Below are 15,912 nucleotides of genomic sequence, written 5' to 3' on the forward strand. Positions count from 1 at the left end.
GGGCGTCGCGGGCCGGCAGCACCGCGGGACCGGCTAGGGCACCTTCACCCACTGCGCCTTGCTGGGCGTCCCCCGGCCGTCGTCGACGAAGAGCATGTACCAGCCCGAGGGAACCAGGTTCCGGTTCTCCGGCACGGTCACCGTGATGCGGTTCCCCGACGTCCTGAAGTCCAGCGCGATCGACCGCTGGTCCACGTCCGTCACATGGGTGGTCGCGCTCGGACGGATCAGGCGTGCCTTCTTGACGGCCGACGCGTGCGGGGACGTGAACGTCCCCGAGGCTCCCCGGGCGATGGTCTGCGGCCCCCCGCTCAGTGTCGGACGCGAGTCGCGGTACAGGTAGGGCGGCGTGTAGATCTCGATGCGCTGCTCGAAGACCCCCGGCCTGGTGTTCGCCTTGTCCGCGAACAGCGGGTTGGAGCCGAAGAACATGACCCGGCCGTCCGGCAGCAGGACGGACCCGGAGTGGTAGTTCCGGCCCACCAGCGGATCGGCCACCCTCCGGAAGGAGTCGGTGGCGGTGTCGTAGATCCGTGCCTCCTTGATGTCGGAGTCGCCGCGCCCCCGGTAGTCCTCGGAGCCGCCCGACACCAGTACGGAGTCGTCCGGCAGCACCGAGATCTGCGGATACCGGGTCCCCTTCGCCAGCGAGGGCCCGTCCGTGAACCTCGGGTCGGGGTCCTTCAGGTCGATCAGCCGCGTCCTGTTCGTGGACAGCGCGGACTCGCCGACCCCGCCGCCGCCGACCACCAGGTACCTCTCGTCCTGCGCGGGCGGCAGCAGCACGGTCCCGGACGTCTCCAGCATGTTCGGGTCGCTGAGCCCGGACAGCCTGGTGAACCGGTTGGTGTCGACGTCCCAGATCCCGGGGTCGCGCCCCACGTCGTCCGGCCCGTACCCGGCGTTGGACCCCGAGTAGAAGAGCTTGCCGTTCTGCAGCAGGAACAGCGCGGGGTAGGTCGGGAACTGGCGCTTGTACCTCGTGTAGGTCCAGGTCTTCGTCCTCGGGTCGAAGACCTCGTTCTTGCCGGGCACCAGCTGTCCGATGTCGTCGAGCCCCGAGACGCTGAGCACCTTGCCGTCCGACAGGGTGGTGAGCGTCGGGTACCAGCGGGCCTCGTTCATCGGGTCGACCTTGATGTACTTCTCGGCGACCGGATCGAACTCGTAGGCGTTCCTGATGCCCTCGAAGTCCCGCTTGTCCATGCCGAGTTTGTTGGCGATGCCGTAGGTGTTGCGGGCGTCGACGCCGGTCAGGCCCACGATGCCGTAGTTGTCCTGGGTGCCGGTCTCGTACTTGGTGCCCTGCTCGGGCGCCTCCACGACGACCCGCGCGTAACCGGGGTTGTTCCGCAGGAACCTGCCGGTCCTGTCGAAGACCTTGGTCGCGCGCGGGATCAGCGCCGAGTCGTCGGAGACGAACGTCCTGCCGTTGCGCTTGCCGGTGAACCGGGTACCCTTCGGCAGCGTCATCGGTTTGTCCGGGTTCTCGTTGTAGAGGATCATGACGCCGCCGGCCTTCTTGACGTCGCCCTTGAGCTTCTCGTACCGCTTGGTGCCGCCCGCGATCAGGATGTTGCCGTCGGCGAGCTGGGTGTGCCCGGTGCAGAACAGGTCGGCCGGGGTGGGCACCTTCTTGACGGTGCCCTTGACCGGGTCCCAGATCCGGCTGTCGTAGATCTTCGCGTCGAAGTTGTCCTGGTTGTTGCCCGAGCCCGCGACCAGCAGCACCTTCCCGGTGTGCAGGAGCACCGCGTGGATGGTGTCCTGGCGGTACTCCTTCGGGAACTCGATGATGTCCCAGTGGCCGTTCGCGGCCTTGTACTCCGGTCTGTTGATCTTGTACTGGTGGTACCGCTCGGTCCCGAAGCGGTACAGCCACGGCCCGTTCATCCCGGCCAGGGCGAGCACGACCACCGCGGTGATCGCGAGCCGGCGAGCCCGGCGGCGGCCGGCGCTGTCGTTCATTCCTCGGCTCCCCCCGGTCGGCCGAGCGCGATCCGCAGGGTCTGTTCCGCGGGGCTGCCGGTGGGCGGCGCCCAGGTCGGCCGCTGCTGGGGTGCGTGTGCGGCGGGCGGGTGTCCCGCCGGCACCGCGTCCTCCGGCTCGGCCGCCGCCACGGGCACCGCGCGCTCCTTGCGCAGCGTGTACCGCCAGGCGAGGATCGGCGCGGCCGTGATCAGCAGCGCCAGCGTGGCCCAGGTGAGCATCGCGGGCTGTGCGTGGCCCTGGGCGAAGCCGGCGGCGAGCGAGCCGCCGAAGACGACGATGAAGAACCAGTGGATCCGGAACGTCCCGAACAGCGTGTCGGGGCTGGCCGACTCGCCCTTCGGTGTGACGACGAACCTGCTCCTGCGGCGCAGCACCGCGTCCATGAGGGAGCGCGCGTAGAGGGGCGCGGACAGGGCCGACATCATCATGCCGGCGACCCCGCCGGAGCCCTCCGGTTCGTGCGGGGACACGTTGTGCCGGCGGTTCCAGACGTAGAGGCCGATCTGGAGCGCGGAGGCGTTGCCGTAGAGCATCAGCCACACCGCGGGGTCGATGTTCACGCCCGAGGCGCCCAGACCCAGGAAGAGCGCGCAACTCAGCGCGGCCAGGATCCAGTTGAGGGCCGACATCGGGTAGAAGATGATCATCATGGTGTAGTTGAAGAGCTTGCCGGGACCCAGGCTGAACAGGCCCTTCCAGTACTGCTTGAGGATCGTCTCGTAGGTCCCCCGGGACCAGCGCAGCTGCTGGGTGAAGAAGTCGGTCCAGGCGTTCGGGCCCTCGCCGACCGCGAGCACGTCCGGTGTGTACACCGAGCGCCATTTCCGTCCCGTCACCGGGTTCCTGGCGCGGTGCATCTCGAAGCCGGTCGCCATGTCCTCGGTGATCGAGTCGTACAGGCCGCCGATCTGCTGGATCGCCCTGATCCGTACGGCGTTGGAGGTGCCGACGAACATGGGGGCGCCGTAGCGGTTGCCGGCCCGCTGGATCAGGGCGTGGAAGAGGAACTGCTGGGACTCGGCGGCCTTGGTGACGGGGTTGTCGTAGTTGCCGTACACCTGCGGGCCGATGACGAAGCCGACGTCCGGGTCGCGGAAGTAACCCAGCATCCGCTCCAGGTAGTTGGGCAGCGGCACGTGGTCGGTGTCGACGGAGGCGAAGAAGTCGTAGTCGCCGCCGTGCGCCTCCAGCCAGGCGTTGTAGTTGCCGTGCTTGGTCCTCGCGCGGTGCGGGCCCTTGGGGCGGTTCCACCGCTCGACGCCCTTGCGGGTGAAGTGGTGCACGCCGAGGCGCGCACAGACCTCCTTCACCTCCGGGTCGTCGCCCTCGTCGAGCAGCCAGACGTGCAGCAGTCCGCGGTGGCGCAGCCGGACCGCCGCCTGAAGGGTCCGGGTGACCATGTCGAGGGGTTCCTTGCCGGGCACGAACGTGGTGACGAAGGCGACCCGGGTGCCGGTCTCCGGGACCACCGGGACCGGATCGCGGGCGACCAGGGTGGCGTGCGCGTTGGACAGCACGTTCATGCAGCGGAAGAACTCGATGAGGCCGATCGACACCAGCATCACGATGTCGAGGGCCGGCAGGAAGTCGTACGCCGGGTAGTCCCGCTGGGTCCAGTGCTCGGGCCGCAGCAGCCAGGCCAGCAGCACCAGCGAGAGCAGCGGGGCCGCGCCCAGCATCAGCGCGGCCCGGACGCGGTGCGGTTCCTGGGAGAGCAGCGAGCGGTACTGCACCCGGTACGGCCTGCCCGGCTCGGGCTGGGTGAGGGGGCCCGCGAGCCGGCTGTAGTGCTCGTAGTCGTATCTGGGCAGTGTCTTCTTCATACGGCCCAGGGCGCCGGCGGTGGCGCGGTGCGCGGGCATCCGGAGTTGTGTGGTCCGTGACGGGTCGTATTCCTGTTCCTGCCGGGCGCCCATCGGCGTCGACGTCATGAGTCATCCCCCCACACGCAGATCAGCGCGTGTTTCATCGGTCAGACCGCCCGCTCGGATCCCCCTCGACCCTGCCGGGCGTGTCAAAAGGTGCCCCCCTCGGCACCGATTCCTGATCGGGGCCCCTCACCCCGCAGATCTGGCAACCGGCTATCTACCCCCCAAGTGCCGCGAAACACCAGCACTTTGGACATCCAGGGTTCTACGGTGCTCATCATGATCGCAAGAGCGAAACATGGTGTTTACCGATCATAAGAGTTCAATGTGGAGCATGTGGGGATGGTGTGGACGACACTGGCGGTCCGTGTGTCCGGGGCGTCCGGGCCGGGAACGCACGAAGGCCCCGACCGCACGAGGTGCGGCCGAGGCCTTCGATCAGGTGCGCCGCCAGGGACTCGAACCCCGGACCCGCTGATTAAGAGTCAGCTGCTCTAACCAACTGAGCTAGCGGCGCCTGCTGACATCGAGAACTCTACCGGACGGCCGGCCGTGCTCCTGACCATCGGCCACCGGAGCGAACCCCGTCCGCCCCCTGCCGTACATCATTCGGACCGTCAGCATGCGCACCGGGGCGACAGTTGGGAAACTGATCGACGTGCACAGTTCCGGACATATCCACCCGAAGTGTGAGGGGAATCGCATGCCGGCCCCGGTATTCGAGGAATTCGACCCCGCGACCACCTGTGAATGCCCCGGATGCGTCCACTGGCGGCGGGTGGGCCCCTCCTCCCCGCTGCCCGGCCGCTTCGGCGGGCACCCGGCGGCCCGGGGCGTCCTGGTCGTGGCCGCCGCCGCGTCCGCCGCCCTCGCCGCGAGCGCCCCGACCGCCGCCGCCCACAGCGCCCCGCCCGCCCCGCACCGGTCCGCCGCCCCCGTGGACCCCGACCCCGAGACCCCGCAGGGCACCAAGTCCCCCCTGCACGGGCCGGGCGGCACACCCGTCCACGGCCCGGTCACCACGCCCCCCATCACCCGGACGCAGATCATCACCCGGGCCAAGACCTGGGTCGCCGCCCAGGTGCCGTACAGCATGTCCCTCTACTGGACGGACGGGTACCGGCAGGACTGCTCCGGCTATGTCTCCATGGCCTGGGGGCTGACCGGGAACGAGTGGACGGGCAGCCTCGACCAGTTCGGCACGAAGATCACCAAGGAGGAGCTCCAGCCCGGCGACATCCTGCTCTTCCACAACCCGGACAACCCCGAGAAGGGCTCCCACGTCGTGCTCTTCGGCGGCTGGACGGACTACACGCACACCTCCTACACGGCGTACGAGCAGACGCCCCCGCGCGCCCGCCGCCAGTCCACGCCCTACGCCTACTGGAGCAACTCCGCCAAGTACGTCCCCTACCGCTACAACGGGCTGATCGCGGACCCGGGCATGCCGGGCGCCCAGACCGGGAAGACGTCGGTGCCGTTCCCGGGGGCGGCCTACTTCGGGCCCGGTGCCGACAACAAGTACGTCACCCTCCTCGGACAGCTGCTGGTCGCCCGGGGCGCGGGCAGTCACTACGCCAAGGGGCCGGGGCCGGTCTGGGGCGCGTCGGACCAGCGGGCCACCCAGGCCTTCCAGCGGGCCCAGGGCTGGACCGGCGCCGCCGCCGACGGCCTGCCGGGGCCGGGCACCTGGGAACTCCTCGCCACCGGCCGGGGCAGCAGCATCAGACCCGCCGCCGTCCCGCCCGCCCCCGCCTCGCACGGGGTCCCGGGCTACCCCGGCAAGAACTGGTTCCGGCCGGGCGCCGCCAACGACCACGTCACCCAGCTCGGCAGGCAGCTGGTCAGGAAGGGCTACGGCCGTTTCTACCCCGACGGCCCGCATCCCGCCTGGGGCGAGGCGGACCGCAGGGCCGTCGAGGCGTTCCAGCGGGCCCAGGGCTGGCGCGGCGGCGCGGCCGACGGCTACCCGGGGCCGGAGACCTGGCGCCGGCTGTTCCTGTGACGACCCGACGATCGACCATCACCTGAAGCATCTGGCGCGGAGGCTGGAGGCAGGCATGAGTACGACCACCGCACACACCCCTGATTCGGACGGCCCCCCGGACGGCGGGCCGCCGTCCCGGCCGGTTCCCCGGCTGATCCAGAACGAGATCACCACCGAGATCCCCGTCCATCTGCTGTTCCGCGACGACCCCGACCCGGTGTCGGTACCGCTGCGGCCCGCCGTGGTCGGCCGCCGGCAGGGCACCGGCGAACAGCCCCGGCTGCGCCGCCCGCTCCCGGCCAAGCCCCGACCGGCCGCCGCCGTCGACCCCGAGCTGGTGGAGTGCCCGGCCCGGGTGCTGCCCGGCGCGGCCGGCGTGTGCGCCGGACTCGGCGGAGTGGCCGGGGGGCTCGCCACCTCCTGGTGGGCGGGGGTGCTGCCGCCGCTCGCGGTGCACGCGCTGAACCTGCCGGCGCACGGGGGTGCGGGGCTCGGACCGGCGCAGTGGGCCGCGTACGCCGGAGCGGGCGCGCTCGGCCTGTTCGGCTTCGCCGGGCTCGCCCGCGGGGTGACCGGCCGGGCCTGGGTGCTCGGCCTGTTCGGCCGCTACCGGGGGACGGTACGGCGCACCGGCCTGCTCTGGGTCAACCCGCTGCTGCTGCGCCGCCGGGTCGACGTCCGGCTGCGGCACTGGCGCAGCGAGGAGATGCCGGCCGCGGACGGCAACGGGGTCGCGCTGCGGGTCGTCGTCCTGGTGGTGTGGCGGGTGCGGGACACCGCGCGGGCGGCGCTCGGCGTCGAGGACCACGAGACGTATCTGCGCGAGTGCGTGGAGGCCGCGCTGGCCCGGGTGCCGGTGGAGCCGCCGGGCACCGCCCGGGGTTCGGTGGAGATGGCCACGGACGCGCTGACCCGGCTGGTCACGGCGGACGCGGCGGGCATCGGTCTGGAGGTGTTCTCCGTGCAACCGGTCCGGGTGGAGTACGCCCCGGAGGTCGCCGCGGCCATGCACCGCCGGCGGCTCGCCGTGCTCGACACGCAGCAGCGGTCCACCATGCTCACCTCGGTCGTGGACTCGGTCGAGGACACGGTGACCCGGCTGACCATGCGCGGACTCGTCGAACTCGACGACTACGAGCGCAAGGTGCTGGTGCGGGACCTGACGGTGGCGTTCTGTTCGGGGCGCACCGGGTCCATGCCATGAGGGGGGCGGACCTGTCTTTGATATGGACACGGTCAATAGACGGCAATAATCTGGGACTTGGTCTAGACCTGCACGGCTCATCGGACTTCCCCCACGTTCACCAGGAGCGGCAGCATGCGTAAACGGACCAAGGTGTCGGCCGTCGTGCTCGGCGTGGCGACCGCCGGAGCCTTCGCGCTCTCCACCGGCGGCGCCAGCGGGCACGGGTACACCGACCTCCCCGTCAGCCGGCAGAAGCTCTGCGCCAACGGCACGGTGACGAACTGCGGCGACATCCAGTACGAGCCGCAGAGCGTCGAGGGCCCGAAGGGCTTCCCGGCGGCCGGTCCCGCCGACGGCCAGCTCTGCAACGGCGGGCTGAGCAGGTTCGCCCAGCTCAGCTCGCCGAAGACGCCGTCCGGAGGGGCCTGGCCGACGACGAAGGTGACGGGCGGTCGGACGTACACGTTCCGCTGGCAGTTCACGGCGATGCACGCCACGACCGACTTCAGGTACTACGTCACCAAGCAGGGCTGGAACCAGAACCACGCCCTGGCCCGTTCGGACCTCGACACCACCCCGTTCCTCACCGTCCCCTACAACGGCCAGCGCCCGCCGGCCACCCTCAGCCACAGCGGCACCCTGCCGACGGGGCTGAGCGGTCACCACGTGATCCTGGCGGTCTGGACGATCGCCGACACGGGCAACGCGTTCTACGCCTGCTCGGACGTCACGTTCTGACCGGCGTCGTTCGACGACTGGGTAACAGCAGGTTGATCTGAGCTTCGCTTGAGGACCCGCCGCGGGCCGCGGGGGTACGTTCCCGCCACCGGTCAGTTCGACCGGTGTTCGGAAACGGGGGACTCTCATGGGCCTGATGGAAGCGTTCTTCTACGTCCTTCCCGGCATCTTCGTCGTCGTCGGTGTCCTCGGGCTGGTCAGGACGCTGCGGCGGTCGGGCGAGATCAGCCGGGCGTGGCGTCACGGGCGTACCGCCGAGGCCCGCTGTCTGCGGTCGTACACGACGACCAGCGGCGGCGGCGGGGACACGTCCGTGACGACCACGCTGCACCATGTCTTCGAGTTCACGACGGCCGAGGGACGCACCGTCCGCATCGACGAGCGGAACGGGCGGTCCACCGTCGTCGAGGGGGACTTCGTCACGGTGTACTACCTGCCGGAGAACCCGGAGAAGGCGACGGCCCAGCCGCCCGCGCGGGGGAAGCTGGCCGCGGGGACCGGGTGCGCGGTGGCGTTCTTCTCGGTGTTCATCGGGTTCGCGCTGGTCTTCATGGGGGTGGCGCACTTCGTCTTCTCGGCGGCGGACGGGATTGTCCCGTGAGGGCGGGGCGCCGTGAGCGTGGGGCGCCGTGGTGGGCGGGTGCCGGCCGGTGGGGGCTCGTCGCGCGGTTCCCCGCGCCCCTGGGGGGTTGCGCTTGTGGTGTTGCGGAGTGCCGTGGGTCGCGCTCACGCGGCGGCAGCCGCACATCGATACAGTCCCGCGCCCCTGGGGTACTGATCTGACGGACTGTCAGTTAATCTGCTTCTTCATGGCCGCCGAAGGACGCACCGTTGCCGAAGCCGTCGCCGCCCGGTGGGGCGACCACCGGCCGGGACTGTGGTTCGAGGAGCAGGTGCTGACGCACCACGAGGTGGCCGGCGGGGCGGCCGAGCGGGCGGCTCTGCTGGGGGAGCTGCTGCCTTCCGGTGCCGTGCCGCATGTCGGTGTTCTCCTCGACAACACCCCGGAGTTCCCGCTCTGGCTGGGGGCCGCCGCGCTCGCCGGTGCCGCCGTCGCCGGGGTCAATCCGACCCGGCGGGGGGCCGAGCTGGCGCGGGACATCCTGCACACCGAGTGCCCGGTCCTCGTCACCGAGCGGGCCCACCTTCCGCTGCTCGCCGGGCTGGAGCTGCCCGGTGTCCGTGTGCTCGTCACCGACGACCCGGCGTACCACGACATCCTCTCCCCCTACCTCGGCGCCTTCCCGGACGCCTTCCGGGCCACCCCCCGGGACCGGATGCTGCTCTACTTCACGTCCGGCTCCACCGGCGCCCCCAAGGCCGCGCTCTGTTCGCAGGGTCGGCTGGCGGCGGCCGGGTGGTCGCTGGTGAAGCAGTTCGGGGTCGGCCCCGACGACGTGCACTACGTCTGCATGCCGATGTTCCACGGCAACGCCGTGATCGCCGACTGGGCGCCCGCCCTGGTGGCGGGCGCCGGGGTGGCGTTGCGCCGGCGGTTCTCGGCGTCCGGGTTCCTGGGCGACGTGCGCCGCTACCGGGCCACCTACTTCACCTACGTCGGCCGGGCCGTGAGTTACGTCCTGGCCACCGAACCGCGCCCCGACGACCGGGACAACCCGCTGCGGCTCGGGTTCGGCACGGAGGCCGGGGCCGTGGACGCGGCGGCCTTCGAGGAGCGGTTCGGGGTGCGGCTGGTGGAGGGGTACGGGTCCTCGGAGGGCGGGGCGGCGATCCAGTGGTCGCCGGGGACGCCGGCCGGGGCGGTCGGCCGGGCCGGGCCGGGGCTCGCGGTGCTCGACCAGGAGTCGGGCCAGGAGTGCCCGCCCGCCGTCTTCGACTCCGGGGGGCGGCTGCTGAACGGGGAGCAGGCGATAGGGGAGCTGGTGAACCGGGCGCCGAATCCCTTCGAGGGGTACTGGCGGAACACGGCGGCGGAGGCCGAGCGGCGCCGGGGCGGGTGGTACTGGACCGGGGATCTCTTCTACCGGGACGGGGCGGGATACCTGTACTTCGCGGGGCGCACCGACGACCGGATCCGGGTCGACGGGGAGAACCTGGCCGCCGCGATGATCGAGAACATCGTGGCCCGGTACGAGGGCGCGGAGGCCGTCGCCGTGTACGGGGTGCCGGATCCGGTGACCGGGGACCAGGTGATGGCGACCGTCGCCGGGCGGTTCGAGCCACTGGACTTCGCCGAGTTCCTGCTGGCCCAGCCCGATCTGGGGACGAAGATGGCGCCCCGGTTCGTACGGGTGGTGGAGCGGATGCCGGTGACGGCGACCAACAAGATCCAGCGGGCGGCGCTGCGGCGGGAGGGGGTGCGGTGCGCCGACCCGGTGTGGTGGCGGCCGCCGGGCGAGCAGACGTACCGCAGGCTGACCGCGGAGGACGCCGAGGCCGCGTCCCGGGACGACGGCGTCCTGCCCGGTCCCCGTCCTGGGGGACCCGCACCAGGGTGAGGCCGAAAAAAATGACCTGGGGTGGTGAAGCCCCAGGTCATCGTAGGTGCGCCGCCAGGGACTCGAACCCCGGACCCGCTGATTAAGAGTCAGCTGCTCTAACCAACTGAGCTAGCGGCGCATGACTCTCGCCGACCACGTGAACCGTCTTTCGACTGCTTCCCGCGGCTGGCGACGAAGAAAATACTACCTGGTCCGGCGGGGTGCTTCCGACCAGGCCCTGGGCCTGTCGTCACATTCCCGTCTGCCTGGCGACGCCATGCACGCACTCTCGCCGCACCGGGCGCGGACCCGAGTACGTCCAGTACGCGGGTCCACGCCCGGCACACCGAGAGCACGCACCTGACGCCGCCAGGCCGCCCTTCGGGCGACGACGGGAATGTGACGACAGGCCCTAGATGGCGAGGGACAGGAGTACCGGGGCCGCGCTGCGGTTCAGGGTCTCGGCCGCCTGGCGGAGCCGGTGCGCGTGCTCGACCGGCAGGGACAGTGCCAGGCAGCCCACCGCCGAGCCGGCGGTGATCGGCACCGCCGCGCACACCGTGCCGATCGCGTACTCCTGGAGGTCCAGGACGGGGACCGTCGGCGGCTGTGCCGCCAGCCGGGACAGCAGCAGCTTGTCGCTGGTGATGGTGCGCGAGGTGAGGCGGGCCATCTTGTGCCGGGAGAGGTGGTCCCGGCGGGCGTTGTGGTCGAGCTGGGTGAGCAGGCTCTTGCCGATCGCGGTGGCGTGCGCGGAGGAGCGGAAGTCCACCCACTCGTTGACCGCGGGGGTGGTCGGGCCGGCCGCGTACTGGCCGATCCGTACCTCGCCGTCGACGTACCGGCTCAGATAGACGGCGGCCCCGACCGAGTCCCGCAGCCGGTCGAGGACCTGCTGGAGCTGCTCGCCGAGGGCCTGCTCCCGCCCGTGCGCGGAGCCCAGCCGGCGCAGGGTCTCGCCGGTCACGTACGCGCCGTCGGCGACCTGCTCGACGTAGCCCTCGCGGCGCAGCATGCGCAGCAGCGTGGTCAGCCGGTCGGGGTCCAGGCCGGTGCGGCGGGCCAGTTCGGTGTCGGTGACGCCACTGGGGTGCCCTGCCACCGTCTCCAGGACCCGCAGGGCGTCCTGGGCGGAGTGGTACGGGGCGGTCGGCTCGTGCATCAGCGCCACGGTGGTCCCCCTGCGCTCGCTCGGCGGTACTGCTTCGGCAGCACTGCTTGGGCCGCGATCCGGACAACGGATCCACTCCACGATAACGGGCAAGCAGGGGAAACGGAGGGGGTGTTGGCGAGATTCCGGCCCTCCCAGCTGCGACAGAGACCCTCTGGCATATGCCATGGGAATGACCCGGGCTGCGGACCTCGGGTGATCGAGCGTTCACTTCCTGTAGTCGGGCCGGTGTGCGGGGAAACTTTTACGGCGCCCACGCTGGAAACATCCACGGCACGGACGCCTACAGCACCGCGCCGAGGAACTCCCGGGTCCGCTCGTGCTCGGGCTCGCCGAAGATGCGCTCCGGCGGGCCCGCCTCGATGACCCGGCCCGAGTCGAACATCAGGACCTGGTCGGAGATGTCCCGGGCGAAGTTCATCTCGTGGGTCACGCACACCATGGTGATGTCGGTGGTGCGGGCGATGTCCCTGAGCAGGTCGAGGACGCCCGCGACCAGCTCCGGGTCGAGCGCGGAGGTCACCTCGTCCAGGAGCAGCACCTTGGGCCGCATGGCCAGCGCCCGCGCGACGGCGACCCGCTGCTGCTGGCCGCCGGAGAGCCGGGTCGGCCGCTCGTCGGCCTTGTCGGCGAGGCCCACCAGGTCGAGCAGCTCCCGGCCGCGCGCCTCCGCCTCGTCCTTCGGCAGGCCGAGCACGGTCACCGGGGCCTCGGTGATGTTGCGCAGCACGCTCATGTTCGGGAACAGGTTGAACTGCTGGAACACCATCCCGATCTGCTTGCGGACCTCCCGCAGCTCCTTCTCCGACGCCGGGAAGAGCCGCTGCCCGTCGACGGTGATGGTGCCGGAGTCCGGCTCGGTCAGGGTCATCAGCAGCCGCAGGATCGTGGTCTTGCCGGAGCCTGAGGGCCCGATCAGGGTGACGTGCCGGCCCGTCCGCACGGTGAGGTCGAGCCCGTCGAGGACGGTGTTGTCCCCGAACCGCTTGGTCACCCCCTCGATGCGGATCAGTTCGTCGGACGTCGTACCGGACGTACTGGGCTGCTTGCTGGTCTCAACGGACAAGGCGACGCTCCAGGGTGCGCAGGAGAACGGAGGCGAGGTAGGAGACGACGATGAAGGCGACGCCGATCACCGTCACCGGCTCGGTGAACCGGAAGTGCTGCTGGGAGAAGAGGCGGGCCTGGCCGAGCATCTCCAGCACGGTGATCGACATCAGGACCGGCGTGTCCTTGAGCATCGAGATCACGTAGTTGCCGAGCGGCGGCACGACCCGGCGCACCGCCTGCGGCAGGATGACCGCGCACCAGGTCCGCCGGGCCGGCAGGCTGAGCGCGGTGGCCGCCTCCCACTGCCCCACCGGCACCGCCTCGATACCGGCCCGGTAGACCTGCATGGTGTACGTCGAGTAGTGCAGACCGATCGCGAGGACCCCGGTGGTCAGCGCGGAGAAGGCCAGCCCCCACTCGGGAAGCACGTAGAAGAGGAAGAACAGCTGCACCAGCAACGGGGTGTTGCGCACGAACTCGGTCACCACTCCGACCGGCCAGCGCACCCACCTCGTCGGTGTCCGCATCAGCAGCGTCCACACCAGCCCCAGCGAGAACGAGATCAGCGAACCGAGGGCCAGCGCCTGGAGGGTGACCACCAGGCCGTCCCGGAAGTGCGGCAGGAACGCGCTCACGGCACTCCAGTCCCACGTCATGCGACACCCCCGAGCCCGGCCTTCAGCCGCCGTTCCAGACCGCGCATCAGCCGGGTGATGACGAACGCGATCACGAAGTAGACGACCAGCAGATACGTGTAGATGTGCGCGCTCTCCTGCAGTGCCAGCCGCACCAGGTTCCCGCTGAACGCCAGGTCACCCATGCCGGTGACGGACACCAGGGCGGTGCCCTTGAGCAGTTCCACGAGCAGGTTGCAGTAGGACGGGATCATCTCCGGCACCGCCTGCGGCAGCAGGATCAGCCGCAGCCGCTGTCCGGGCGTGAAGCCGAGCGCGACACCGCCCTCCCGCTGCGCCGGGTCGACCGCGCCCAGCGCCCCGCGCACGATCTCCGCGCCGTACGCGCCGTACGTCAGCCCGAGCGCCAGGGTGCCCGCCCACAGCGGCACCAGCTGCCAGCCGAGGGCGACCGGCAGCACGAAGAACACCCAGAAGATCATCACCAGCGCCGAGGTGCCACGGAACACCTCGGTGTAGAGACCGGCGAGGAACCGGACGGACCAGTGCCGGCTCGTCCGGGCCACCCCCACCACCAGGGCCACGGCCGTCATCAGCAGCCCGCTGAGCACCAGCAGCTGGATCGTGGTCCAGGCGCCCCTGAGTACGAGGTCCCACAGTCCCGGGGTCATCCGTTCCGCCCTCCCCCGCACAGCTCCTTCGCCGTCAGGTCGGTCATCTCGGCCTCGGTGAAGCCGAACGGCCGCAGGATCCGGAACAGTTCGCCGCTCCTCTTCAGCTTGCGCAGCTCCACGTCGAACGCGTCCCGCAGCCTCGTCTCCGCCGACCGGAACGCGAACGCGCCCCCGTCCACGTGCGGCCTGCCGTCCACCAGCGGCGTGAACGCCCTGGTCGCCTCGGCCTTCGCCGACTTCCTGACGACCGCACGCGTGGTGAGCGCCGTACCGGCGAACACGTCGACCCGCCCCGCCTCCACCGCGTTCAGCCCGGCGACCTGGTCGGGGACGATCAGGATGTCGCTCTCCTTGTAACCGGCCTCGACGGCGTACTGGATCTCGGCGTAGCCCGTCCCGGTGGCGAACCTCGCCTTCTTCCGGACCACGTCCTCGTAGTCGTGCAGCCCCTTGGGGTTCCCCTTCCGCACGATGAACGAGTCGAGCATCTGGTAGTCCGGATCCGCGAAGATCACCTGCTCGCACCGTTCCGGGTTGACGTACATCCCGGCGGCCACGACATCGAACTGCTGCGAGTTCAGCCCGGGTATCAGCGAACCGAACTCCGTCGGCACCGGCTGCACCCGGTCCACCCCGAGCCGCTTGAAGACCGCCTTCGCCAGCTCCGGCGCCTCGCCGGTCAGATGGCCGTCCTCGTCGATGTACCCGAAGGGGATCTCGCCGGCGATGCCGAGCCGTACGACACCCTGGGCGCGCAGCCGTTGCAGCAGATCACCGCCGTCGGCGCCGGCCGCGGTGGCCACGCGGGTACAGCCGGTGGCGGCCAGCGCGCCGACCGCCGCGGCACCCGCGAGCACCGCCCGCCGGGTGTGTCTGGATTCCTGCCCTGACGTGTCTGTGTCGTTCCGGAGTGGTCGAGCCATGGCGGCGCGGCTACCCGAGCTCGATCGACTTATGCGCCACGGCGGGCGGCCGCTTGCGAAGGTTCAGTGCCCCGGCACGTATCCGCGCTTCTTGTCGACCACGTTCAGCAGGGACCTGCCCGCCGCCCACCGCTCGTACAGCGCCACGAACTGCGTGCTCAGTTCGTCCCGCCAGCCGACCGTGTCCCCGCCCATGTGCGGGGAGACGAGAAGGCCCGGCACCTCCCACAGCGGGCTGTCGGCGGGCAGCGGCTCGGTCGCGAGGACGTCCAGCGCCGCGGCCGCGATCCAGCGCCGGTCCAACGCCCGGACCAGGGCCTCCTCGTCGACCAGCCCGCCCCGGCCGACGTTGATGAAGCAGGCCGACGGCTGCATCACGTCGAAGCGGTGCTCGTCGAACATGCCGTACGTCTGCTCGGTCAGCGGGGCCGCCGCGATCACCCAGTCGGCGCGGGAGATCAGCCGGTCCAGGTCGTCCGGGCCGTGGATACCGGTGCGCGGAACCCGGCCGACCAGGGCCGTGGTGACGCCGAGCGCCTTCAGGGTGCGGGCGATCGCCCGGCCGATCGGACCCGAGCCGACCACGCACGCGCGCGTGCCGCTCACCCGGCGCCCCTCGCGGTGCCGCCAGGTCCGCTCCCGCTGGAGATCGAGGGTCCGGGGCAGGTCCTTGGCGATCGCCAGCACCAGCGCGGCCACGTACTCGGCGACGGGCGCGTCGAAGACCCCGCGCGCGTTGGTGACGACCGTGCCGGACGCGGCCAGCTCCGGGCACATCAGATGGTCGACGCCCGCGCTCGCCGTGTGCACCCAGCCCGGCCGCGGCCCCTCGCCCGGCCAGGCCTCGCGGACCGCGTGCGAGGCGAAGTCCCAGACCAGGAGTACGTCGGCGGCCGGCAGCCGGGCCGCCAGGCCCACCGCGTCCGTGTGCACGATCCGGACGCGGCCGGTGAGCCGGCCCAGTCGCGGCGGCGGGTCGGCGTCGAGGACCAGCAGGGTGGGCACGGACGGCGTCATACGGGGCGGTCTCCCGGTGTCCTGCAGCGTCCGACATGGGCGGACGGAACGTCTCGGAGGCACGGATCGCCCACGCTGGCACCCCGGCCCACCTACGTCAACACGGGCGCGTCCGTCGACCGTTGCCCCCGCGTTCTCCAGGGTGGGAACTCCCCCTTCTGTCGGCCAACCAGGTCACGATGTGGGCGGCGCCGCGCTGGCCGGGTACCCGAGCGGTGGGCCCCCGCGGG

The 15,912-nt window shown here is 71.0% G+C and carries 13 protein-coding genes and 2 tRNA genes; 5 read left to right on the forward strand and 10 right to left on the reverse strand.

What is annotated here, in order from left to right; translation table 11 throughout:
* Positions 1–33: 33 nt before the first annotated feature.
* The 3 genes from glxA to IEZ11_RS04290 all read right to left on the reverse strand — a co-directional run bounded on the left by glxA (position 34) and on the right by IEZ11_RS04290 (position 4,377).
* Entirely contained in the window at positions 34–1,968 is a 1,935-nt protein-coding gene (gene glxA, locus IEZ11_RS04280; protein WP_189261213.1) for a radical copper oxidase GlxA, read from the reverse strand.
* The gene (locus IEZ11_RS04285) at positions 1,965–3,923 is read right to left on the reverse strand and encodes a glycosyltransferase family 2 protein (RefSeq protein WP_189261214.1); all 1,959 of its coding nucleotides are present in this window, start codon (positions 3,921–3,923) and stop codon (positions 1,965–1,967) included. The genes glxA and IEZ11_RS04285 overlap by 4 nt, the downstream gene beginning before the upstream one ends.
* 380 nt (positions 3,924–4,303) lie before the next feature.
* Positions 4,304–4,377, reverse strand: a tRNA-Lys gene (locus tag IEZ11_RS04290).
* 186 nt (positions 4,378–4,563) lie between these two features.
* On the opposite strand from IEZ11_RS04290, the gene IEZ11_RS04295 reads away from it, so the two are divergent.
* From IEZ11_RS04295 to IEZ11_RS04315, 5 genes are all read left to right on the forward strand, one after another.
* Positions 4,564–5,865: a peptidoglycan-binding protein gene (locus tag IEZ11_RS04295; RefSeq protein ID WP_189261215.1), complete on the forward strand. Its 1,302-nt coding sequence runs from the start codon at positions 4,564–4,566 to the stop codon at positions 5,863–5,865.
* A gap of 55 nt (positions 5,866–5,920) precedes the next feature.
* Entirely contained in the window at positions 5,921–7,051 is a 1,131-nt protein-coding gene (locus IEZ11_RS04300; protein ID WP_189261216.1) for an SPFH domain-containing protein, read from the forward strand.
* Positions 7,052–7,165: 114 nt separating this feature from the next.
* Positions 7,166–7,771 (forward strand): lytic polysaccharide monooxygenase auxiliary activity family 9 protein, encoded by a 606-nt coding sequence (locus tag IEZ11_RS04305; RefSeq protein WP_189261217.1) that lies wholly within the window; start codon positions 7,166–7,168, stop codon positions 7,769–7,771.
* 136 nt (positions 7,772–7,907) lie between these two features.
* Positions 7,908–8,372 carry a DUF3592 domain-containing protein gene (locus tag IEZ11_RS04310; RefSeq protein ID WP_189261218.1) on the forward strand — a complete coding sequence of 155 codons (465 nt, stop codon included), beginning with the start codon at positions 7,908–7,910 and terminating at the stop codon, positions 8,370–8,372.
* A gap of 208 nt (positions 8,373–8,580) precedes the next feature.
* Positions 8,581–10,230, forward strand: a complete 1,650-nt coding sequence (locus IEZ11_RS04315) for a long-chain-fatty-acid--CoA ligase (protein ID WP_189261219.1) — start codon at positions 8,581–8,583, stop codon at positions 10,228–10,230.
* 47 nt (positions 10,231–10,277) lie between these two features.
* Here IEZ11_RS04315 and IEZ11_RS04320 read toward each other — a convergent pair.
* The 7 genes from IEZ11_RS04320 to IEZ11_RS04350 form a co-directional block, all read right to left on the reverse strand.
* Positions 10,278–10,351, reverse strand: a tRNA-Lys gene (locus IEZ11_RS04320).
* Between the two features lie 273 nt (positions 10,352–10,624).
* Complete coding sequence (locus IEZ11_RS04325; RefSeq protein ID WP_189261220.1) at positions 10,625–11,383, reverse strand: IclR family transcriptional regulator; 759 nt, start codon at positions 11,381–11,383, stop codon at positions 10,625–10,627.
* A 283-nt stretch (positions 11,384–11,666) separates the two neighbouring features.
* Positions 11,667–12,449: an amino acid ABC transporter ATP-binding protein gene (locus IEZ11_RS04330; protein WP_189261221.1), complete on the reverse strand. Its 783-nt coding sequence runs from the start codon at positions 12,447–12,449 to the stop codon at positions 11,667–11,669.
* Entirely contained in the window at positions 12,439–13,089 is a 651-nt protein-coding gene (gene ehuD / locus IEZ11_RS04335; RefSeq protein ID WP_189261222.1) for an ectoine/hydroxyectoine ABC transporter permease subunit EhuD, read from the reverse strand. Before ehuD ends, IEZ11_RS04330 begins: the two co-directional genes overlap by 11 nt.
* Positions 13,086–13,739, reverse strand: a complete 654-nt coding sequence (gene ehuC, locus IEZ11_RS04340) for an ectoine/hydroxyectoine ABC transporter permease subunit EhuC (protein ID WP_189261223.1) — start codon at positions 13,737–13,739, stop codon at positions 13,086–13,088. The genes ehuD and ehuC overlap by 4 nt, the downstream gene beginning before the upstream one ends.
* Complete coding sequence (gene ehuB / locus IEZ11_RS04345; protein WP_189261224.1) at positions 13,736–14,665, reverse strand: ectoine/hydroxyectoine ABC transporter substrate-binding protein EhuB; 930 nt, start codon at positions 14,663–14,665, stop codon at positions 13,736–13,738. The genes ehuC and ehuB overlap by 4 nt, the downstream gene beginning before the upstream one ends.
* Positions 14,666–14,728: 63 nt before the next feature.
* Positions 14,729–15,682: a D-2-hydroxyacid dehydrogenase gene (locus tag IEZ11_RS04350; protein ID WP_189261225.1), complete on the reverse strand. Its 954-nt coding sequence runs from the start codon at positions 15,680–15,682 to the stop codon at positions 14,729–14,731.
* Positions 15,683–15,912: the final 230 nt, after the last annotated feature.

The sequence above is a fragment of the Streptomyces fuscichromogenes genome, from assembly GCF_014645815.1.
GTDB lineage: Bacteria > Actinomycetota > Actinomycetes > Streptomycetales > Streptomycetaceae > Streptomyces > Streptomyces fuscichromogenes.

Bases quoted from the DNA above. Each gene is read 5' to 3' on its own strand.
- glxA (WP_189261213.1), bottom strand. From the start codon at position 1,968: ATGAACGACAGCGCCGGCCGCCGCCGGGCTCGCCGGCTCGCGATCACC.
- IEZ11_RS04285 (WP_189261214.1), bottom strand. From the start codon at position 3,923: ATGACGTCGACGCCGATGGGCGCCCGGCAGGAACAGGAATACGACCCG.
- IEZ11_RS04295 (WP_189261215.1), top strand. From the start codon at position 4,564: ATGCCGGCCCCGGTATTCGAGGAATTCGACCCCGCGACCACCTGTGAA.
- IEZ11_RS04300 (WP_189261216.1), top strand. From the start codon at position 5,921: ATGAGTACGACCACCGCACACACCCCTGATTCGGACGGCCCCCCGGAC.
- IEZ11_RS04305 (WP_189261217.1), top strand. From the start codon at position 7,166: ATGCGTAAACGGACCAAGGTGTCGGCCGTCGTGCTCGGCGTGGCGACC.
- IEZ11_RS04310 (WP_189261218.1), top strand. From the start codon at position 7,908: ATGGAAGCGTTCTTCTACGTCCTTCCCGGCATCTTCGTCGTCGTCGGT.
- IEZ11_RS04315 (WP_189261219.1), top strand. From the start codon at position 8,581: ATGGCCGCCGAAGGACGCACCGTTGCCGAAGCCGTCGCCGCCCGGTGG.
- ehuD (WP_189261222.1), bottom strand. From the start codon at position 13,089: ATGACGTGGGACTGGAGTGCCGTGAGCGCGTTCCTGCCGCACTTCCGG.
- ehuC (WP_189261223.1), bottom strand. From the start codon at position 13,739: ATGACCCCGGGACTGTGGGACCTCGTACTCAGGGGCGCCTGGACCACG.
- ehuB (WP_189261224.1), bottom strand. From the start codon at position 14,665: ATGGCTCGACCACTCCGGAACGACACAGACACGTCAGGGCAGGAATCC.
- IEZ11_RS04350 (WP_189261225.1), bottom strand. From the start codon at position 15,682: ATGACGCCGTCCGTGCCCACCCTGCTGGTCCTCGACGCCGACCCGCCG.